Here is a 22,681-nt window from a genome sequence, read left to right as displayed (position 1 = left end):
GCCCTTGACGACCCTCTCCAGCAAAACCGAATCCAATTCAAAACACAAGTATCGGAGCGGGATACGCCAGCATCACCGAAGTGAATTCGTTTGATGAGAGACGAAATCCACGGCAGCACGCCGTGGGGATGAATGCAGGGGTGCGAGGCGGGGCGATCGAGGTGAAACGGGCACTCGACAACGGGAAGGGGGCGCTCAGCGCTCCTGGAGTGCCGCCAGGGCGTGGACGGTCGCGGCGGTGTCCGGGTACAGCCGCCGGTAGAGGGCGTACAGCTCGTCGTAGCGCCCGGTGTGCTGGGCGCGGGGCGTCACCGTCTCGCGCACCGGGTTCCAGTCCTCGATGGAGGCGTCCCCGACGAGCTGCGCGGCCAGCAGAGCGTCACCGTAACCGGCGCCGATGGTGATGGTGCGCAGCTCCTGCGGGCGGCCGGTGATGTCGGAGACGATCTGCGTCCACAGGGAGCCCTGGGTGCCGCCACCGACGGCGACAACGCGGCGGATGTCACCGCCGGCCGCCTCGATGACCTCGATGTTCTGGCGGACGCCGAACCCGGTGGCTTCGAGCGCGGCCCGGTAGAGGTCGCCACGAGTGTGGGACAGGGTCAGCCCGGCGATCACTCCGCGGGCGTCCGGGTCCATGATCGGGGTCCGCTCGCCGGAGAAGTACGGGAGCATCAGCAGGCCGTTGGCGCCGGCGCCCGATTCGGTGGCCAGCGCGGTGAGTTCGACGTGGTCCCCGTCGGCGAACAGGTCCCGCAGCCAGTTGGCGACCGCACCGGAGGTGGCCATGCCGCCGGCCAGATTACGGGTTCCGGGCAGGGCGCCGACCGTGCCCCACAGGGACGGGCTGGTCAGCGGCTTGGGCACGGTGTGGATAAGGAACATGGTGGTGCCGTACATCAGCATCAGATCGCCGATGTGCTGCGCCCCCACGCTCAGGGCCTCGGCCCAGGCGTCGATGGTGCCGGTGGTGACGGGGATCCCGGCGGGCAGGCCGGTTGCCTCGGCGGCCTCGGTGGTGAGGGCCCCGGCTGCCTCGCCGGGCCAGCGCAGTGGCGGCAGCTCGATGCCGGGGGCGACCTCGGCGGCCCAGGGGGCGTACCACTCACCGGCGAGCGTGTCATACAGCGGGGTGCACTGGCTGGCCGAGTGGTAGTCCAGGACGTAGTTTCCGGTGAGCTTCCTGGCCAACCAGGAGCTCGGCATGTACAGCCGCCGGGCCCGCGCGTAGACCTCGGGCTCCTCCTCGGCGATCCAGGCGATCTTCGGCCCGGCGGCCTGTGTGGTCAGAGCGGAGCCGCAGCGGCGGATGATCTCCTCGGCGCCGAGCCGCGCCTCGATGCGCTGGATCTGCTGGACCGAGCGGGTGTCCACACCGTACAGAACGGCGGGGCGCAGCGGGGTGTCGTGCTCATCGGCCAGCAGAACGCAGGGCCCCATGCCACTGACCCCGACGGCGACTACGGTGGTGTCACCCGAGGCGGCGCCATCCGCGGCGGTGTCACCGGAGGCGGTATCACCGGAGCCGGTCAACTCCCGGGCGAGTTCGACGAACTCGCGCCACCAGACGGCAGCGTCCATCTCGAAGTGACCGGGGCCGGGCCTTGCGGGGGTGTGCTCCCGAATGGCCGAGCGGATCAGTGTGCCATCGAGGCCGACGAGAACGCCCTTGCTGCTCGAGGTGCCGATGTCCACACCGATGACTGCGTTGCGAGGCATGGCGAGCACGCTGACAGAAGGCGATTTCAGCGTCAAGGGATTCCGGACGCATGGCCCTTATCTGGGAGAAAAGCCATATCAACAGCGCCAACGGCAGCTCGTGGAGTCGGTCAAGACGTCCCGTGAGAAGTCGTCCCATGCCACGGTGGCCCGGTGGCGAGGGTGTGGCCGAGCAGGTGCAGTGGGGCGGCGCTCACTCCGGCTGCTTCGACCGCGTCCCAGTAGGCGTGCGCATGGGAGGCGTTGACCAGTCCGTGGACCAGTGGCAGGCCGGACACGGCGGTGTGCAGCAGGGATTCGAGTCGGCAGGAGGCGACCGTGCCCGGCAGCCAGGACCGTTCCGCGTATCCGGAGGCGGCGGCCGGTGGGAGGTTGTCGGCGATGTGCCGCTCGGTGTCGCCGACCGCGAGCAGGCCGCCTCCGACGGTCAGCACATCGCGCTGCCCGCGCATCCGGGCGAGGGCGCGGGCGGTGTCGAAGCAGTGCGGGAAGGAGTCGTCGACCACGACGGTGCCGGGGCGCAATCGGTCGACGTCGAGGACGGCCGTGCCACCGCTGACGGCGGTGACGATCAGGTCGGCCTCGTACACGGCGGCGGGAAGGGCCGGGGCGGACTCGGCCGTCGCCACCGACCCGGCCAGCCCGCTCCCGCGCAGCTCCGTGGCGAGTGCGCGCAGGCGGGGCGCGCTGCCCGCGACATCGCACAGCACCAGGTGGGCGGGCGGGCGCGGGGCGCGGGTGAGGAGCAGGTTGAGGGATGACGTACCGATGGAGCCGAGTCCGACCATGGCGACGGTCAGGTCGCCGAGGTCACGTCCGCTCGCGGCGAGTGCGGCGTGGACGGTCTTGACCACGGACACGGCGGTGGCGGCGTGGCCGGTGGTGACCGCCGTCGTCGCCCGGTCGGTGGCGCGCACCACCTCGAATCCGTAGCCGGTCAACGCGGGGATCATGCCCGCCAGGGACACGCAGCGTGCGCCGAGGGAGGCGGCGTGGCTGACGGCACGGGCGGTGTGGCCGGTGAGCGCGCTCCCTGCGGCCAGTTCATCCGCGAACAGCGGCAGCGCGACGAACGCGGAGCGGCCCAACGGTGTGCTGATCTCCTCCAGCAGACGGGGACCTCCGTCCGGGAAGAGCAGGTCTCGCATGTGTTCGCGGGGCAGGTCGGGTTCCGGTATCCCGGCGAGGGCCGCCAGGTGTCCGGGGGCCGGTAGGTAGCCGATGAGCGCGGCGTCCGTACCACCGAAGGCGCGCGGCGCGAGGGCAGGGGCCGGGGGCGGGGTAGGGCGCGGGCGGGGCGTGGCCGCCCGGGTGAGCCCGTCCCGCAGGGCGCGGGTGAACGTGGTGAAGGTGGGCGCATCGAGGGCGGCGGCCGAGGCCCGCAGGGTGACGCGCAGGCCGTCCCCGACCGGGCGGACGGTCAGGAATACGTCGGTTCCCATCGGGGGCTGGGCGAGTACCGTGTCGTGGTGGTCCCAATCGAGGGTCAGGGTTGCGCCGGTGGGTGCGCCGAGGGCGGAGAAGTCCAGGTAGCTGAAGAGGAACTGAGTGGCCCTGGGCAGGCCGGACGGGGCGGGCAAGTCCGGTGGGCCGGGCTGGTCGTCGGGCGGCTCGCCGTCGGTGCCGCTGCTGCTCATGCTGCCGCCAGTGCCACGATTGGTGCCCCCGCTCGTACCGCCGCCGGTGCCACTGCTCGTACCGCCATCAGTTCGGCTGCTCGTACCACCGCCGGTGCCACCGCTTGTACCGCCATCAGTTCGGCTGCTCGTACCACCGCCGGTGCCGCTGCTCGTACCGCCGCCGGTGTCGCCAGCGGTGCCGTACGTCCGGGCGGCCACGGCCTCCTCGGTGATCTGGAGCAGGTCCTCGCGGAAGGAGCGGAACGACCCGTCGGGCGTGGCCCCGGCGCCCGTCTCCGCCACGGCAGGGCGCAGCGGCACGGCTGCCGCCAAGGGACCGAACAGTTGGCTGATGTCGGGCAGCGGATGGTCGCGTCCGGTGACCGCCAGCCCGAGGACGAGGTCCCGTTGCCCGGTGAGGTCCGCCAGGGCTCGGTAGTAGGCGGTCAGGACGGGCGCGTACGACGTGGCGCGGACGGTGGTGGCGAGGGTGCGCAGCCCGGCCGTCAGCTCGGCGTCGAGGGTGAACCCCGCCGACCTGAACTCCGACGAGCCGACCCCCGTGGCCTCGGCGCCCGCCGTCGCGCCGTTCCCCGCGCCCGGGCGTCGCAGGTCGGGCCGCTGGTACGGGGTGGCTTGGCGGGCCCGCCAGGCGGTGGCCGCCGGGTCCCGGCCGGGGTCCGAGTCCGGCTGCTGGAGCAGGGTGACGTAATCGCGGAAGGTGCTGCGCAGCGGTGGCAACCCGGTCGGCTCGCCGCGGCCGAGCCGGTCGTAGACGGCGATCAGTTCCCGGCCGAACAGGGCCGCGCTGTAGCCGTCACCGATGAGGTGGTGGGCGTGGACGACGAGCGTGTGCTCGTCGGGGCCGGTGGTGAGCACGCGCAGGCGCAGCAGTGGCCAGGCCCACGGTTCGAACCGGCGACGGCGTTCGTCGGCGACCCGCTCCTCGATCAGGCCCGGGGATGCCAGCGCCTCGAAGTCGACCGGGAGCCGCAGCGCGGGCGGCAGTTCCTGCTGGACCGGCGGACGGGCGCCCGCGGGGAAGACGGTGCGCAGCATGGGGTGGCGGACGACGAGGGCGTCGACCGCGCGCTGGAAGAGATCGGTCCGCAGCGGACCGCGAAGGCGAAGCCGGGCCAGCCACGCGGAGCCGGATCCGGGCACGATGGCCTCGGCGACCAGGAAGCCGCGCTGGGTGGGCGTGAGGGGGTACGGCGTGAGGTCCGCGCCGGCGGGGGCGGAAGCGCCGCCGCTTCCGGGGGCGGGAGGGGTACTCGGAGCCGGCAACGTTCCCTGGCCAGACGGGTTCCCCAGGCCAGACGGCACGGGCTGGTCCGGCGGGGCGGACGGGGCTGCCGCACCGGGTGGGTTACCTGGAGCGGGCGGGTTACCTGGCGCGGGCGAGTTTCGCCGAACGGGCGGACCCCCGGGAACGGGCGGGTTCCCCGGGCCAGGCGAAACGGGCCGGGCTGGCGGGACGGGCCGGGCTACCGCGCCAGACGGGTAGCCCGGATCGGGCGACTCTTCCGGGCCAGGCGGGTCCCCGGGGCCAGACGGCGCGGGCTGGTCCGGCAGGGCACGCGGCGCTTGCGCATCGGTCGAGTTCTCCGGCGTGGGCGGACTTGCCGGAACGGGTGGGTTTCCCCGCACGGGCTGGTCGGGCAGAGCGGGCGGGGTTGCCGCGTCGACTGCCACGTCCTCGATGGCAGCCACGTCCACGCGGGCACTCTCGTCCACGCGGGCAGTCTCGTCCACGGCGGTGGCGAGGGCGGTGAGCGTGTTGTGCTCGTAGATGACTGTCGGCCTCGGCAGGGTGGCGTCTCGCCGTTCCCCCTCGTACACCTTCTCCAGCCGCGCGAACACCTCCAGGACGAGGATGGAGTCGCCACCGAGCGCGAAGAAGTCGTCCTCGCGGCTGACCTCCGCGACACTCAGCACCTCGGACCAGATACTGGCCAGGGTGCGCTCGGTTGGCGTGGCCGGCCGGGTGCCCGGGGCTTCCGCACGGGTGGGCGGGTGTTCGTCCGTCGCCGGTCCCGTGTCCGCGTCGGCGGCCGACTCGTCCAGCCGGCGGCGGTCGACCTTGCCCGTGCTGGTGAGTGGCAGCGCGGCCAGGAACCGGAACCGGGCCGGGAGCATGTAGTCCGGCAGGGTGCCGCGCAGATGAGTGCGTAGCTGTGCAGGATCGGGTTCGGGACCGCCCGGCAAAGGTTTCACGTAGGCGGTCAGCTTGGCGTCACGGTGCAGTACGGCGGCCTGTGCGACCCGGGGGTGGGTTTGCAGCACCGCCTCGATCTCCCCCGGCTCCACCCGATGGCCTCGGATCTTCACCTGGTCGTCCAGGCGGCCGAGGAACTCCAGTACGCCGTCAGGCCGTTGACGGACTCGGTCGCCGCTGCGATACCAGCGCTTGCCGTCGCGCTCGGCGAACGCCGCCGCCGTGAGCCCGGGGTCGCCGAGGTATCCCGGCGTCAGCCCCGTTCCGCCGATGAACAGTTCACCGGGCTCATCGGCGGTGCAGCGGCGCCCGTCCTCGGCCACCACCGCGACCTCCGTGCCGGAGACGGGACGGCCGATCGGCAGTCGGCGCACCTCATCGCCGGGGCGGGTCTCGATGAGGTGGCAGGTGGCGTTGATGGTGGCTTCCGTCGGCCCGTACAGGTTGGCGATGCGGTGGCCGGGCCCGAACAGGTCGTACCAACGACGGACGTGCGCTGCGGGCAGCGCCTCCCCACCGACGTGGATCCAGCGCAGCGCCGACAGGTCGGGGCGGGGCGCGCCGCGCCGTACCTGGGTCTCGGCGGCGGTCAGCAACCGTTCCCACAGCGTCGGCACCGAACTCCACACGGTGATCCGGCCCTGTACGACCCGGTCCAGCAGCGCCTCGGGGTCGCGGACCAGGTTTCGCGGCAGGGTGTGAACGGTGGCTCCGACCAGCAGCGGTGCCAGCAGTTGGCGTACGGAGGCGTCGAAGCACACGGAGGCCGTCTGGACGAGCCGGTCGCCCGCGCGGTAGCCGAAGGTGTCCACGGCCCAGTCCAGGTAGTTCACCATCGCCCGGTGGGTGATGGGCACGGCCTTGGGGCGGCCGGTGGATCCCGAGGTGAAGATGACGTAGGCGATGGTGTTGGGGTTGGCGGGTGGGGCGTGGGCCGCTGCGGGCAGTGGCTTCGGTGTCGGTGCCGGTGTCGGTGTCGGTGAGGGATCGTCTATGGCCACCGTCGTCACGGCATCGAGTGTCTCGGCCGTGGCTCGGGTGGCGTCGTGGCACACCACGGTCCGGGCCGTCGAGCGGTTGAGCTGGTCGGCCAGGCGCGCGGTGGGATGGGCGGCGTCCAGCGGCACCCATCCGGCCCCGGCCCGCAGGATGCCGGCGACACCCACGACGGTGTCGGCACCCGGCTCGGTGAGCAGGCCGACCAGGTCCCCGGGGACGACGCCCCGGGCGCGCAACCGGTCGGCGAGTGCGGCGGAGGCCCGGTCGAGCGCGCCGTAGGTCATGGTGGCGTCGCCGGTTTCGACCGCGATCTGGTCGGCGTCCACTCGGAAACGTGACAACAGGCGCTCGACGATCCCGCGCCCGGCCCCGGAGACGGTGGTGGTCGGCGCCGGAACATCGCCCCCCGCGGGCGCGGCGAGTTCCCTGTGTTCCGCGTGCTCGGCGAGTTGCGCGAGATGGCCGAGTTCGGCGAGGTGTTCGCGTGCCAGGCGCTCCACCGTGGGCCGGGTGAACAGCCGTGCCGGGAAGTTCCAGGAGAAGTGCAGGGCTCGGTCGCTCTCCCAGCACAGCAGCCCCAGGCGCGTGGCGGCGGAGGCGGTGCGCGCCGCGGCCGGGCGCACCGTGACCGGGCAGTCGGGGTCGGTGGTGACGGGGAAGCGGGCGAAGCTGAACCCCGCCGGGGAGGCCGTACGCGGCCGGGGCCCGGCCGTGGGCAGCAGCCGGGCGATGTCCAGGCTGGTCAGCCGGGCGTGCCGCTCTGCATCCAGCCAGATCGCGCGCAACCGCTGTGCAAGGGCGGGGACCGGCTCGTCGGGGTCGACGGCGGCCGACAGCGGCAAGGTGTCGGCGAGCGGGCCGACCAGCCGGTCGAGACCGGACAGCCGGAGTTCGCGACGGGCGCGGGCCACGTTGACCGCGATGCCGCGCTGCCCGCTCCACCGCGCCAGACAGCGCGCGTACGCGGCCAGCAGCAGGTGGAAGAGTGAAACGCCGTGGGCGGCGGCGCCCTTGCGCAGTGCGGCGGTGAGGTGGGGGTCGGTGGCCACCTGGTGTGCGGTGAGCGGCGCGGCGGGCGGCGCCTCCGGGTCGCCGTCCCAGGGCAGGTCCAGCGTCGTGGGGTGGGCGGCGAGCGTGTCATGCCAGTACCGCTGGTCCTCGGCGAACTCCGGTGCGGACCGTTCCGCCTCGACGGCGGCGGCGTAGTCGGCGAAACCGGCTTCCAGCGGTGGCAGCTCAGGCGAACGGCCGTGCGCGAGGGCGGTGTAGACGGACCACAGCTCCTCGCCGAGGACGTTGAGGCTGAACCCGTCCGCGGCGGCGTGGTGCAGTACCAGCAGCAGGTGGGCCAGGTCGGCGCGTTCGCGTACCAGCACCGCGCGCACCGGCGCCTCGTTGGCCAGGTCGAAGGGGCGATTGCACAGCGCCTCCTCCAGCTCGGCCAGGGGGCCGTCGGTGTGGCGGACCTCGTACCAGGACGGCATGGTGTGCGGTTCGGGCGGCGCCACGCTTTGCACGGGAGCCGTGTCGTCGGCCTCGATCCTGATGCGCAGCATCGGGTGGCGATCGGCGAGGAGCGCGAGCGCGCGGCGGAGCAGACCGGTGTCCAGGGGGCCGTTGACGGTCTGGCGCACATACGCGTACGCGGTGACCTCGGGGTGCAGTCTGCCGCCCGTGTGGAAGGCCAGTTGCACGGGCGTGAGGGGAAGCGTGGCCCCGTTGTCGAACCCGCCCGTACGGTCGGCGGTGGGGTGCGACGGGGGCGCGGGCGCTTGCGCCGCTTCCGCCTGAGCGGTTGTTGCCAGGTGGGCGGCCAGCTCGCCGATGGTCCGGTACTCGAAGAACAGGGTGGGCGGGAGGGGTCGGCCCAGCTCCGACTCCAGCCTTCTGACGAGGTCCACGGCGGAGAGCGAGTCCAGCCCCATGGTCAGGAACTGCTCGTCGTCGGCCACTTCGGCGGGCGTGCGGTGCAGAGCCTCGGCCAGGAGGCGGCGCAGAACGCCGGTGATGCGGGGCGGGGCGGCGTCGGCGGCGCCCGGTGTGGTTGCGAGGGGTCCCCTTGCGGGTGCGATGGGTCTCGGTGCGGGTGCGATGAGTCCCGTTGCGGGTGCCGGGAGCCCGACGGCGGTCCCAGACCCGGCAGCGGCCGACACGACGGCCTTCGGCTCATCGGCAACCGACACGCTGAACTCCGGCCCGGCAGCGGCCGACACCGCGGCCCCGGGCCCCGGCCCCGGCCCCGGCGCCGAACCCGACCCCGGCCCCGGCCCCGGCCCACCGGCAGCCGACACCGCCGTCAGCTCGGCCACCACCAACTGCGCGGCGTCGATACCGCATGCCGCATGCAGCGCGGCCAGGCCCGCACCCGTGGTCAGAGGCGCCACGCCCCGGGCCGTGGCGACGGTTCGCGACGGCTCCGCGGCGGCCAGCCCGGTCTCGGCGAACGCGGCGAAGTTGAGCGACTGCCACGGCCGCCCGGCCGCCCGTTCGGAGGCGGCGAAGGCGTCGAGGAAGGCGTTGGCCGCCGCGTAGTCACCGAGCGCACCGGCCAGCCCGGGCAGCACCGAGGCGACCGAGGAGAAGGCCATGCACACCGCCGGACGGTGGCCATGCCGCCACAGGGCCCGGGACAGTAGGTGGCTGCCGCGCACCTTGGCGGCCATCACCTCGGCCATCTCCTCCGGTGTCTTGGCTCGCAGCGTGCCGGGGCGCACCACTCCGGCGGCGTGGAACACCCCGTCCAGCGGCGGCAGATCCGCGACCAGGGCCTCGACATCGGCTTCGACGGACACATCCGCCACGCGGTACTCGGCCGTGGCGCCGAGCGCGTCGAGTTCGGCCATCAGATGGCCCGCCGGAGGACGGGCCGACCGGCCGACGAGGACCAGGGTCGGCCGACCGCGCCCGGCCAGGTCACGCGCGAACTCGGTGCCGATCCCGCCCGTACCGCCGGTGATCAGATAGGTGCCGTCGGGTGGCAGCGGCGAGGACGAGGGCAGCGGATCGGCCGCCACCGCCACCGCCACGGGGGTACGGACCAGGCGGCGGTCCGCCCGCCACGCCACCGCGCCGCCACGCGGCGCGTTCCGCCCGAGCACCTCCCGCTCCAGGGCGTCGAGCCGGACGTCCAGGGAGTCGTACGAGGACAAGTCGACGCCGTACGCGGTGAGGCCCGGAAACTCCTCGGGGAGCGCGAGCACAAGGCCGGTGAGCAGCGCCTGGGCGGGGCGCAGCCGTTCGGCGGTGGCGCCGGTGGCGTGCACATCCTCGGTGACCACCACCAGACGGCCAGCGTCCCGGCTCATCGATGGGATCAGGTCTTGCAGCGTGGACAGGACGGTGTGCGTCGCGGTGTCGAGGTCCGCCACGGTGGCGCACTGGGTGGCCGGTCCGGCAAGCCAGACGGTGAGCTGCGCGGGCGGCTCGGCCGAGGCGTCACCGTCCCTCCAGACCGTGATACCGCGCCGCTCCAGCCGGTGGGCCAGCGCACGGGCCAGTTCCGAATCCGGCCCGGCCAGCCGGACGGTGTGCGGTGTGTCCCCGTCGGCCAAAGGAGGCGTCTCGCGCCAGATGAGACGGTGCAGCGGCGCCGTCGCCGCGGGCTCGGGTTGGTGCTCGGCCCCGGGCTCGGGCCGGTGCCCGGCCCGGGCCTCCGGCCGATGCTCGGGGCGGTACTCGGAGCGGTGCTCGGGCTCATGCTCGGGCTGATACTCGGGGCGGTCCTCCGACCCTTGCTCGGGGCGGTGCTCGGGCCTGGGCCGATGCTTGGAGCGGTCATCCGGCCGATGCTCGGACTGACCCTCGGGGCGATCCTCGGGGCGGTACTCGGGCCCATGCTCGGGCCAGTCCTCGGCTCGGTGCTCTGGCCCATGCTCGGGCCAGTGCACTGGCCAGTGGCGTCGGCGCTGGAACGGGTACGTCGGTACGGCCACGCGCGCCTGCCCGGCGCCCAGTGCCGCGTGGTCCAGGTCCACCCCGCGCGTCCACAACCGCCCCAGAGCCGTCAGCAGAGCCTGCCCGGCGTCGGGGTCGGCACCCGCGCCGGTGCCCGGGGCCGCCAGCGCCAACACCTCCGGCGACGGGTCGCGTTCGGCCGCCACGGCGCGGACCGGCCCCGGCAGGGTGGCGCCGGGCCCAAGCTCGACGAAGGTGTCGTATCCATCGTCCAGCAGACGCTCGACGGCGGCGCCGAAGCGCACGGGGCTCAGGGCGTGTTCGCGCCAGTGGGTCGGGTCCAGGGACGGCTGCCACCCGGCGGTCAGCGTGCTGAGCAGGGGTACCGACGGCTGGCTGGGGGTCAGCTCGGCTGCCACGGCCGCGAGCGGGTCGGCCACCGGGCGCATCGCCGGGGAGTGGAAGCCGTGGGAGACGGGGAGTTCGCGGGCCGTTATCCCATCGGCGACCAGCCGCCCGACGGCTCGGTGGACGGCGTCCGGGGCTCCGGCGATCACCACGTGCCCGGGGGCGTTGACCGCGGCCACGCACAGCGCACCGGCCGACTCGGCCACCACCGCGGCAACGGCGTCCTCGCCACCGCGTACGGCGGCCATGGCGCCCGGTGCGGCCAGATCGCGCATCAGGCGCCCCCGCTCGGCGGCGAACCGCACCGCCTCGGCCAGGGTGAGCGCCCCGGCGACGCAGGCGGCGGCGATCTCGCCGACGCTGTGCCCGGCGACCGCGTCCGGGCTCACGCCCCAGACGCGCAACTGCCGGGCCAGCGCGACACCGAACGCGACGAGCAGCGGCTGGGAGAGCTCCGTACGGGCCAGATCGGCGGGCGCGGCATCGGGATCCAGGCACCACTGAGCCAGGGTGCGCCCCCGCACCGGGCCGACGAGTGCGGACGCCTCCTCCATCACACGGTGGAACTCCGGTGCGGTGCGGTACAGGGCGCGGCCAAGCCCCGGCCGCGCGGTGCCCTGGCCGGGCAGCAGGAACACCAGCCGGGGCCGGGGGCGAGCCATCGTGGTGGTGGGGTGGGCTTCGAGGCGTTCGGCGAGGTCGCCACGGGACACCACCGCCAGGCGGTGACGGCCATGGTCGCGGGCGGTGTTGACGGTGGCGCACACGTCGCCCTCGTCGAGCTCCGGGTGAGCCCGCAGATGGGCCGCGAGGTCACGGGCCACGGCTGCCAAGGCGTCGGCGCCGCCGGCCGAGAGGGTCAGCAGATGCGGGGCGACCTCGACCCCTGAGCCGTGCTCAACGTCTGAGCCGTCGCTCGGACCAGGCTGAACACCTGGGCCGTCACTCGGGCAGTCCTGAACACCTGGGCCGTAACTCGGACCACGCTGAACACCCGAGCCGTCACTCACACCACGCTCGACACCTCGGCCGTAACTCGCGCCGTTCTCGAAACCCGAGCCGTCGCGTGCGACGTCCGTCTCGTGCGGGGCGGTGGCCGATCGGCCGCGGCGCGGCAGACGCGGGCGTGAGGGCGGAGGCGGGGGCGGCGGCGGGGGTGCCTGCTCGAGGATGGCGTGCGCGTTGGTGCCGCCGAACCCGAAGGCGTTGATTCCGGCCACCAGCGGGCCGGGGGCCGTCCATGCCCGGTGCTCGGTGACTACCGCGAAACCGGTCGCGCCATCGTCCGAGAGGGAGGCGGGCGGATCGTGGTGCAATGAGGCGGGCAACTGCCGGTGGCCGAGGGCCAGGACGACCTTCACCAGGCTCGGCATGGCGGCGGCGTTGAGCAGATGGCCGAGGTTGGTCTTCACCGAGCCCAGCAGTCGGGGCCGCCCGTCGGCCCGTGGCGCGAACGCCTGGTCCAGGGAGCGCAGTTCGACGGGGTCGCCGAGGGCGGTGCCGGTGCCGTGAGCCTCGATGTAGGACACGCTGTCGGGGTCGACGCCCGCGTCACGGTACGCCTGGACGATGATCTCCCGTTGGGTGAGCGCGTTGGGGGCCAGCAGGCTCAGCGAACGCCCGTCGTTGTTCACCGCGGTGCCACGCAGCAGAGCAAGAACCGGGTCGTCCGCGCGGTACGCGTCGTCCAGCCGGGCGAGAACGATCGCCGCGCCGCCCTCCCCGGGGACGAATCCGTCGGCCGCGGCGCTGAAGGCGTGACAGCGCCCGGTCGGCGAGAGCACGCCCGCCTGCTCCAACAGCCGGTGGCCGGTCGGGGCCAGCGCGAGGTTGACCCCGCCGACCACGGCGAGGTCACACTCCCCCGACTGCAGGCTGCGGCGCGCCAGGTGCAGCGCGACCAGCGCCGAGGAGCATGCGGTGTCGACCGCGAGGGCCGGACCGGTCAGGTCCAGGCTCTGTGCCACGCGGGCGGCGACGAGGTTGGGGAGGTTACCGACCAACGCGGCGGGAGGCAGCCCGCCGTCCGGGCCGGAAGCCCGGGAGAGCAGCTCGCGGTAGCCACTCTCCCCGGTCGCGGCGAACACGCCGATGCGGCGGCCCGTCCGCCTGGGCCCCGCGTAACCGGCGCGTTCCAGGGCTTCATGGGCCAGTTCCAGGAAGATCCGGGCCTGGGGGTCAGTCGCGGCCGCCTCTTGGTCGTCCATGCCGAAGTACGTGGCGTCGAAGCGGGACGGGTCGTCCAGGAAGGCGCCCCACCGGGCGGTGTCCTCCGGCCGGGTCGTCCATCGCGCGGGCGGTACGGGCCCGACGGCGTCGTGACCGGCCACGAGCCGCTCCCAGAAGGCGTCCGGGGTGTCCGCGCCGGGAAAGCGGCAGGCCATGGCGACGACCGCGAGGGCTCCCGGGTCGCTGTCGTTCACCGTCCCGCTCGGGCTCGGGGTGGGGGTGGGGATGAGGGTGGCGCGTGGTCGAGCGGCCTCCGACGGCCTGCCGTGCCGCGTCGCCACCACGTGTTCGGTGAGCGCGGCGACCGTGTCACGGTCGCGCAGCACGGCCGGTGGCACGGTGACGCCGAAGGTGTCCTCCACCTCGGCGAGCACTTCCATCGCCTTCAGCGACGAACCGCCAATGGCCAGGAACCCGTCGTGCGGGCCGATGGTGTGCTCGGGCCGGTCCAACACCCGCGCCCAAATGCCGGTGACAACCCGCGCCACCTCCCGCCGCGAGCACGGCCCCGCGGGCACGTCCCGCGCAGGAGGGATGGCAGGGCCCGGAACACCCGCACCCGGAACACCCGCACCCGGGGCACCTTCTGCCGGGGCGGGGGCCGGAATGGCAGAGCCCGAGGCACCCACCGGCAGGACGTCCACGTCCGGGGTGCCTGCCCCTGGGGCGCCCACTGGCAGGGAGTCCGCATCCGGGGCAGCTGACCCCGAAGCCCCCGCTGCCGGAACGCCCTGCGCCGGAACGGCGGGGGCCGCCTCGCCAGAGACCGAGACATCCTTCGTCGGGCTGGCAGAAGCCGAGCCGCCCTGTGCCGGGATGGAGGCGCCCGGGGCCGCAGAGGTCGGAACCGCAGCCGGCGGAGCCGCCGAGGTCGGGGCCGCAGTGCCCCGGGGCGCCCAGGCCGGAAGCGCAGAAGCCAGAACCGCAGGCGCCGGGGCCGAGGCCGGGGCCTCAGAAGCCGAGGCCCCCGAGGCCGGGGGCGCAGAAGCCGGAACCCCAGAAGCCGAGGCCGCCGAAGGCGGACCCGCAAGCGTCGAAGCCGCCGAGGCAGGGGGCACCGAGACCGGGGCCACAGAAGCCGGCGTCGCAGACGCCCCACCCCCGCGCCCCCACCGCTCCTCGACCGCCGCATAGGCCCCCGCCTCGAACCGCTCCCGCATCGCACGGCGCCTCAGCTTGCCGCTCGTTGTCCGGGGGAACGCGCCCGGCGGCAGGGGCAGGGCCCGTACGTCGTCGTGGGCCAGGGCCTGGCGTACTCGCGCCGCCACCTCGGCCAGCGCGGGCGCCGCCTCGCGCGGTGGCCTGGGCCAGCGTACGAAGACCACCACCCGTTCAGTGCCGTCGGCCGGGTCGGTGGAGCCCACCACCGCGGCCAGGGGCGGCGTCGGCAGGCCGGGGGTGGCCATGGCCACCTGCTCCAGGTCCGGGGCGTGGAAGGTGCGGCCGCCCACGAACACCACGTCCTTGTGGCGGCCGGTCACACACAACCGGCCGTCGGCCAGGAATCCCAGGTCACCGGTGCGCAGCCAGCCGGCGGCGAACGTGGCGGCGGTCGCCTCGGGGGCCTTTCGGTAGCCGCGCGCCACCTGCGGGCCGCGTACCTGGATGTGGCCCACCCGCCGGTCGTCCAGCGGGCGGCCCGCGTCGTCCACGATGCGTACCTCGCACCCGGGCACCGGCAGACCGACGTCCATCAACTCCACGGCGTCCGGGCCCAGGGCGGTGTCCACCGCGCGGCCGCGGCTGAGGGCCGCCCGGTCCAGGACTCGTGGCACCGCCATCTCGCCCAGGGGCGGGAAGGTGACCGCCAAGGTGGCCTCGGCCAGGCCGTAGACCGGCAGCGGGGCCCGCTCGTCGAGCCCGGACGCCCGTGCCTTCGCGGCGAACCGCCGCCACACGGCCGGGGCGATCGGCTCGGCGCCGACCAGGACCAACCGCACGGCGGTCAGATCGAGCCGGGCGAACACCTCGTCGGGAATCCGCCGTACGGCCAGGGCCAGGGCGAAGTTGGCGGCGGACAGGAGTGTCGCCCGGTGCCGGGCCGCCATCTCCAGCCACAGCGCCGGCCGTTTGGCGAACGACAACGGCTCCAGCCGCACCTGTTTGGCGCGCGCGGCGAGCGGGGCCAGGTGGGTGCCGATGAGGCCCATGTCGTGGAAGTACGGCATCCAGCTCGCCACCACATCGTCGGGTGTGAGGGCCGCGGCGAGGCGGATCTGCTCCAGGTTGGCGAGGACGCAGGCGTGCGTCAGCTCGACGCCCTTCGGGTCTCCGGTGCTGCCCGAGGAGAACTGCAGAAAGGCCACGTCGCCGGGCGCGGCATCCGGCAGCCGGGCGGGCGGGCGGCCCTGCCGCAGCTCGCCCAGCCGCAACGGCTCGACCTCGTCGGGCAGTTCGGCCAGCAGTGTCTCGGTGGCCTCGTCCACGGCCACCGGCGGGCGGCCGAGCGATTCCCACACCGGCACCACCCGTCGGACATCGGACGCGAGCGGCACCGGGATGAGGCCGGCCAGCAGCGCGCCCCAGAACATCGCCTGGAAGTCGTCACCGCGGTCGGCGAGCAGCGGGACACATGTGCCGGGCGCCACCCCGGCCGCGAGGTAGCCACCGGCGACGCACAGCGCCTCGTCCCGCAGCCGCGCGAAGGTGACGGTCCGCTCACCACCGTCTCCCCGGACATGCACCAGCACCTGGTCCGGGGCCGCGTCGGCGGCGTCCAACAAGACCTGCGGAAGCGTGGTCTCGCCATTCGGTCCCGTCATCAAGATCCCCAACTCACTTGCCGTCCCCTAGTGGGAGGCACGGAGGGAGCGTCGGGTTCCAGGGGGTCGGCAATCCCTCACCTCGGCATTCACCTCTGCGTTCACCTCAACGTTTCACCTCAGCGTCGTCCGGGGCCACCGCGGCGAGCCGGTCCACCACGGCCTGGTAGTGGGTCAGGCCGTGATCGACCCACTGCATGGCGCTCTCGCGAGCCGTCCGACCATAGGTGCCCGGCCGGTCACCCACGCCGCGGCTCACCATGATGTCGACGAGTTCAACGAGATAGTCGGCGGAAAGTTCACGCTCGTAGTAGCCCGTGACGGCGAGCAGAGAGTCCAGCGGATGGTCGTACGGCGCGCCGGTGTCCAGCAGAAAGCGGACCTGATTGCGCAGTACGCACAGCTCCTCCTCGTACCCGTACGGCAGCCCGCGGACGAGCGCGTCCACGCGCGCGGTCGCGAGTTCGCGGCTGACAGCTCCCCGTTCCAGCAGCAGGCGCACCTGCCGCTCCGGGTACGGATCCGACCGGACGGCCAGGTCGAGCAGGGTCTGACCGGCGGTGTTGGCGGCGTTGATATCGGCGCCCGCGTCCAGCAGGGACCACAGGAGGCTCCAGTGCTCCTCGTCTTCGACCCGGCGGGCGGTGGGGTATGGACGGCCCGGACCGGCGGCCGTGAACTGGGGTGCGTTGCCGAAGGCCGCCTGGGCGCGCGGATCGGCACCCGCCGCGAGCAGCGCCTCGACGACCTCGGCCGAACGCGCCGCCACGGCGTGGTGCAGCGGTGCCGCGGCGTACTCGTCGAGCGTGCCGACGTCAGCGCCCTCGCCGAGCGCGGCACGCAGCGCGGCGGGATTCCCGGCGGCAGCGGCCAGCAGCAGGGCGCGGCTGACGGGGTCCGGCGTATCGCGGGGCGGGAGTTCCAGGATGGCGAAGGCCACTTCCTGGTTCGGCGGGGCGGCGCTGGCCAGCATGACGAATCGTGCTCCGGGGAGCCGGGTCGCCACATGGCCCAGGTAGCAGTCCTCCTCGAAGTCCTCTGTCAGGAAGTCCATCGGGCCGAGGACACCGCAGAGCAACTGGACGACGGAGCGCCGCCGCGGGTCCCGTATGCCTCGCAGAAGAGCGAGCCATTCGTTCCCCTCTTCGCCGTCTCCTTCTCCGCCTTCTTCTCCGTCTTCGTCCTCCGCTGCCGCGCCGAACACCTCCGCGCCGAAAACGTGCGCACCGAACTCGGCCGCCTCCGCCGCCCACTCCTCCTCGTCGAGTTCCGTCAGATCATCCTCGTCGGGGAGTTCGTCACCGAGGAGATCCAGCGCCTCGTAGAGCGAGGTCGCGACACCGATGAGGGAGAACCAGGCACCGTCCTCGTCCTCGAACTCCTCGTCCTCGGACTCCTCGTCGGTGTCCTCGATGGCATCCGGGTCCTCGACGGCGTCCGGGGCCGCCGCGCCGGTGCCGGGGGCTGGGACACCGAAGAGTTCCGCGAGGTCCGCGTCGTCGAACACCGTCTCCTCGGAGTCGTACTGCACGACCACATAGCGCCCACCGGTCAGCTCCTCCCGCAGCTCACCCGACTCGGCCTCCGCGAGACACCGCAACAGCTCGTCAAGATCCATGGCCGGAGTCTGGCAGGCTGGTCCGACAGCCTCCGGGCGGCCGGGCCCGCCGCGGTCGGCGCCGACCGCGACGGGGCCGGTCGCGACCGGCGCCGTCGCGACCGCCCGGCCGCCGCCTCGGCTCAGGCGAACACCGACAGCAGCAGCGCCATCGCCAGGCCGAGCACGCTGACCAGCGTCTGCACAACCGTCTGGGTCTTGGTGGCCTGGCCGAGGTCCATCCCGAACGACTCCTTCACCAGCCAGAACCCAGCGTGGTTGACATAGTTGAGGCCGAGGGAACCGGCCCCGATCGCGACCACCAGCAGGGATGCCTCCAGGCCCCCGCCGTCACCGATCAGCGGGGCCACGATGCCGGTGGCCGAGACGATGCCGACGGTGGCGGAGCCCGTGGTCAGCGACAGCAGCAGGGCGATCAGCCAGCCCAGCAGGATCACATTGATATGGGCGCCCTCGGCGGCCGAGGCGATGGCATCGCCGATGCCCGAGTCCTGAAGGACCTGCTTGAACGCCCCTCCCCCACCGATGATGAGCAGGATCGCGGCGATGGACTTCAGGCTGTCGGTCAGGGAGGCACGGGTCTCCTCACCGGAGCGGCCGGAACCGGCGAACGTCACCCCGAGGGCGAAGACGAAACCGGCGAGCATCGCCACCAGCGGCTCTCCGGCGAATACGAGCGCCGCGCCCAGCCCGCTCGACTCGTCCAGCACCGTCTCGGCCAGCGTGCGCAGCAGCATCAGGACGACGGGGACCAGCACCGCCGCCACGGCCAGGCCGGTGGGCACACCGGTCCGGCGGGGCGCGTCCGTGTCCGCCTGCGCACCGGGTCCGGAGGTGGCCGCAGCGGGCTGCCGCTCGGCCCCGGCGAACTGGGCCACCAGTTCGGCGTCCGGGGCGACGTCGGGAAGCCGGGGCGCGATCCAGCGGGCGTAGACGGGGCCCGCGAGGATGACGGTGGGTACGGCGCAGACGATGCCGACGCCGAGGGTGAGACCGAGGTCGGCGTGGAGGCCGGTCATCGCGGTCAGCGGGCCGGGGTGGGGCGGCAGCATGCCGTGCAGGGTGGACAGCGAGGCGATGGCGGGCACGCCGAGGAGTACGTACGGGCTGCCCTTCGTGCCGCCCTGGCCCTCCATCCTGCGGGCGACGCTGAAGATCAAGGGCAGCAGCACGATCAGGCCCACCTCGAAGAACATGGGCACGCCGATGACGAACGCCGCGGCACCGACCAGCCAGGGCAGCCTGCGCGGCTCGGCGCGGGCGACGAGGGCGCGGGCGATGGTGTCGGTCGCGCCCGAGTCGGACAGCAGACGGCCGAGCATGGCGCCCAGGGCGAGGGTGACGCCCACGTCGCCGAGGGTGCCGCCGGCGCCCTCCTCGATGGATTCGGCGAGTTTCGAGGCGGGTTCCCCGGCCGCGATCCCCGTGCCCACGCTGACCAGGATCAGCGCGACGAACGGGTGGACACGCAGCCGGGAGTTGATGAGGTAGATCAGTGCTGCTATCGCCACCGTGAGGATGAGCAGCAGCCACCAGGTGTGTGCGGTCATGCGGTGCCTTCCAGGACATGCGTGTCATTACGGGACATGCGGGCGGGTTCGTACGGCCACCAGGGCATGGGTGGGTCAGGGGGGTGGGGCGCGAGTCGAGGGCATGGGTGGGTCAGGGGGTGGTGCGAATCGAGGGCATGCGGGCGTGAGGCGGGGCCAGTGGCGGTGGCCGGTGAGGCTCACCGGTGGCGGCCGCCCGGGGGGTCGGTCAGTCCAGTCCCAGGTGTCCGACCAGTTCGGCCACGGCCTTGTCCTGCCGGGCCAGGTAGGTGGCGAAGGCGCCACCGGTGGTGAAGGCGTCGGTCCAGCCGTGGCGGGTGAGCTCGGCCTTCCACTGCCGGGAGGTGTGCAGCGCGGTCAGCACCTCGATCCAGCGTTCGCGGTCCGCGGAGCTGATGCCGGGCGGGGCGACGATCCCCCGCCAGTTGTCGAAGACGAGATCGATCCCGGCGGCCTTCAGCGTCGGCACCCTGGGCAGCGCGGCCACCGGCCGGTCGCTGGTGACCGCGAGCACCCTGAGCTGTCCGGCGGCGATCTGGTCGAGGAACTCGCCGATGCCGCTGGTGGCGAAGTCGACCCGGCCGTCCAGCAGGGCGGGGAGCAGATCGCCGCCACCGCCGTCGTAGGCGGCGTACCGCACCTTCTTCGGCTGGATGCCGACCGCGCCGGCCAGCGCCATGGGCAGCAGGTGGTCCGGGCCGCCCAGTGACGAGCCGCCACCGACCGTGACGCCTCCGGGGCTCTTGCGCCACCCGGTGACCAGGTCCGCGAGGGTGCGGTACGGCGAGTCCTTGCGGACCACCACCGCTTCGGGCTCCTCGATCAGACGGGCGATCGGGGTGGTCCGCGCCACGGTCACCTTCGCGCCCTGCACATGGGCAGCGCCGAGGACACCGAGGCCCATCTGCAGGGCGAGCCTCCCGTTGCCCCGTTCGTCCACGGTGCGCTGCAGGCCCACGGTGCCACCGGCTCCGGGCAGGTTGAACACTTCCATGTCCGAGGCGGTCCCGGTCTCCTCCAGCACCCGGGCCACGGTCCGTGCCGTGGTGTCGTACCCGCCTCCGGGTGTGTTGGGCACCAGGATCCGCAGACCGTCGTCCGCGGTGTCCCCGGGGCCCGGCCAGGTGCCACAGGCTCCGACGAGCAGGGACAGCACAGCGGCCAGGAGGCCGGACAGGGCGCGGGTGCGGCCTCTCATGGCACCTCCCTTTCGCTTCCCATACGGCGGACGCCATGATTGTGCAGCCTGGTGGGAAATGCGCCCAGGTTGTGTCAGCAGGAGAGATTGAGTTCATTGTGGTCGCCGCGTTCCGTCGTCAAACGCTCGCGGGCGAGATGCTGGTGTTGCAGCTCGCCATCGTCGTGGTGGTGCTGATGGCGGTCGCCGCGGTCTCGCTCGCCCAGTCGGAGGCCACCTTCAACCGGGTGGAAGGCCGCCGGGTCGGTGCGCTCGCCGAGCAGCTCGCCGCCCAGCCGCTGGTACGCAGCCGGCTGGTGGGCCCCTCACCGGCGGAGGCGCTGGCCCCCCTGGTGTATTCGTCCCGGGTGCAGTCGCGGGTGACGTCCGTCACGGTGGCCGATGGTGACGGGCGCGTCGTCAGCTCGACGAATCCCACGGTGCTCGGCGACCGGCTGCCGCTGGGCAAAGGGGTCGCCGCGGGGCGCGGCTGGTCGGGCACGCTGGACTGGGACGGCAGCCGGGAACTGGTGGCCCAGGTGCCGGTCCTCGGTGCGACGGGCGACGACCTGGGGCGGCATCTGGGCACCGTCATGATCGGCGAGGCGTCTCCCACGGTGTGGCAGCGGCTGAGCGGCGCGTCCTCGTACCTGCCCGTCTACCTCGGTGTCGCCAGCGCGCTCGGCGTCGTCGGCTCCTGGCTGCTGGCCCGGCGCGTCAAACGGCAGACGCTCGGGCTGGAGCCGCGTGAGATCACCGGGCTGGCCGAGCACCGCGAGGCGATGCTGTACGGCATCGCCGAGGGCGTTGTCGCGCTCGATCCGCAGCATCGGGTGACGCTCGTCAACGACATGGGCAGACGGCTGCTGGACCTGCCCGAGGACTGCGTGGGCCGGAACCTGGCCGAGCTCGGCATCGAGGGACGGCTGCTGGACGTGCTGGCCGGGGGGCGGAGGGAAACGACGGACCCGAAGGACGAGGTCGTCGTCCGGCACGGCCGCGTCCTGGTCATGAACCGGATGACCGTCGTCAAGGACGGACGGCCGCTCGGCTCCGTCACCACGCTGCGGGACCGCACCGAGCTGGCGAGGCTGGAGCGCGAGATCGGCTCCTTCCGGAGCACCTCCGAGCTGCTGCGCGCGCAGACCCACGAGTTCGCCAACCAGCTCCACACCATCTCCGGGCTGATCCAGATCGGCGAGCAGGAGGAGGTGGTGCGCTACATCAGGGCGCTGAACCAGCGCCGCCAGTCGCTGGACATGTCCATCGGCCGCCGGGTCCGGGACACCGCCGTGGCCGCGCTGCTGATGGCGAAGGCGTCCCAGGCCGCCGAGCGGAAGGTGGCCCTGCGCCTCTCGGACCGCACCGCGCTGGACCGGCTGACCCCCGAGGACGCCGCCGATGTGGCGACCGTGGTCGGCAACCTGGTCGACAACGCCATCGACGCCGCGACGTCCGAGCGCGGCGACGGGGGCAGGGACATGGCCGAACGCGGGGACGGCGACGAGCCATGGGTGGAGGTCGAGCTGCGCCAGGACAACGCCAGCGTGGAGATCGTCGTACGCGACTCCGGCCCCGGTGTCGCCCCCGGACTCGCCCAGGAGGTCTTCGCCCATGGCTTCACCACCAAGGCCGCCCGGGAGGGCGAGCGCGGCATCGGGCTCGCCCTCACCCGGCTCGTCTGCGAGCGCCGCGGTGGCGAGATCGCGGTGACCAACACCCCCCAGGGCGCGATGTTCAGCGCCCGCATGTCCGTCAGCCACCCCGCCGACGCGGCGGCGGAAGGAGTGACCCGATGACCGAGTCGGCCGGCACGATCGATGTGCTCGTCGTGGACGACGACTTCATGGTGGCCCGTGTCCACCGCACCTTCGTGGAGCGGGTGGCACCGTTCCGCGTCGTCGGCACCGCCCACACCGGCGAGCAGGCGATCGAGGCGGTCGACGCGCTCCGTCCCGACCTGGTCCTGCTCGACCTCTATCTGCCGGACCTCTTCGGCCTGGACGTCATCCCCCGGCTGCGCACCGCCGGGCACGACTGCGACGTCATGGTGATCACCGCGGCGCGGGAGGCCGACGCGGTGCGCGGCGCGGTCCGCCAGGGCGTGGTCGACTATGTCCTCAAGCCCTTCGACTACGAGGATCTGCAGCCCCGCCTCGAACGTTATGCGACCCAGCGCGGCCGGCTGCTCACCACCGTCGTCCGCGGCCAGGCGGACGTGGACCGGGTCCTGGCCGGGGCGTTCGCACCCCCGGCGGGCGGGGCCCTCCCGAAGGGCCTGAGCGTGGAGACCGCCCAGCTCGTCGAGCGCGCCCTCCGCGAGGCGGACGGCACCGTCTCCGCCGCCGAGGCGGCCACCGCGATCGGCATCTCCCGGGTCAGCGCCCGCCGTTACCTGGAGTACTTCCACGCCAGCGGCAACGCCGACGTCTCCCTGCGCTACGGCACCGCCGGCCGCCCGGAGCGCCGTTACAACTGGCGGGCGTAG

At 73.3% G+C, this 22,681-nt stretch carries 7 protein-coding genes; 2 read left to right on the top strand and 5 right to left on the bottom strand.

The annotated features are described in order from the left end of the window. Positions 1–195 precede the first annotated feature (195 nt). The 5 genes from J5X86_RS33130 to J5X86_RS33085 all read right to left on the bottom strand — a co-directional run bounded on the left by J5X86_RS33130 (position 196) and on the right by J5X86_RS33085 (position 20,214). Complete coding sequence (locus tag J5X86_RS33130; protein ID WP_208520387.1) at positions 196–1,719, bottom strand: FGGY-family carbohydrate kinase; 1,524 nt, start codon at positions 1,717–1,719, stop codon at positions 196–198. Between the two features lie 110 nt (positions 1,720–1,829). Then, complete coding sequence (locus J5X86_RS51115) at positions 1,830–15,848, bottom strand: non-ribosomal peptide synthetase/type I polyketide synthase (protein WP_243982036.1); 14,019 nt, start codon at positions 15,846–15,848, stop codon at positions 1,830–1,832. Positions 15,849–15,954: 106 nt separating this feature from the next. After that, positions 15,955–17,466, bottom strand: coding sequence for an ankyrin repeat domain-containing protein (locus tag J5X86_RS33095; RefSeq protein ID WP_208520386.1), 1,512 nt, complete (start codon positions 17,464–17,466; stop codon positions 15,955–15,957). 122 nt (positions 17,467–17,588) lie between these two features. Beyond that, positions 17,589–19,016 carry a GntP family permease gene (locus J5X86_RS33090; protein ID WP_208520385.1) on the bottom strand — a complete coding sequence of 476 codons (1,428 nt, stop codon included), beginning with the start codon at positions 19,014–19,016 and terminating at the stop codon, positions 17,589–17,591. Positions 19,017–19,224: 208 nt separating this feature from the next. After that, a complete protein-coding gene (locus J5X86_RS33085) occupies positions 19,225–20,214 on the bottom strand; it encodes a tripartite tricarboxylate transporter substrate binding protein (RefSeq protein ID WP_208520384.1) in 990 nt (329 codons plus the stop codon). Between the two features lie 98 nt (positions 20,215–20,312). On the opposite strand from J5X86_RS33085, the gene J5X86_RS33080 reads away from it, so the two are divergent. Beyond that, positions 20,313–21,992: an ATP-binding protein gene (locus J5X86_RS33080; RefSeq protein WP_208520383.1), complete on the top strand. Its 1,680-nt coding sequence runs from the start codon at positions 20,313–20,315 to the stop codon at positions 21,990–21,992. Beyond that, positions 21,989–22,681, top strand: coding sequence for a response regulator (locus J5X86_RS33075; RefSeq protein WP_208520382.1), 693 nt, complete (start codon positions 21,989–21,991; stop codon positions 22,679–22,681). The genes J5X86_RS33080 and J5X86_RS33075 overlap by 4 nt, the downstream gene beginning before the upstream one ends.

The organism is Streptomyces sp. NEAU-YJ-81, assembly GCF_017592595.1.
Taxonomy (GTDB): Bacteria; Actinomycetota; Actinomycetes; order Streptomycetales; family Streptomycetaceae; genus Streptomyces; species Streptomyces hygroscopicus_B.
Note: the sequence above shows the minus strand (reverse complement) of the source record. Positions and strands in the feature narration are given on the sequence as shown.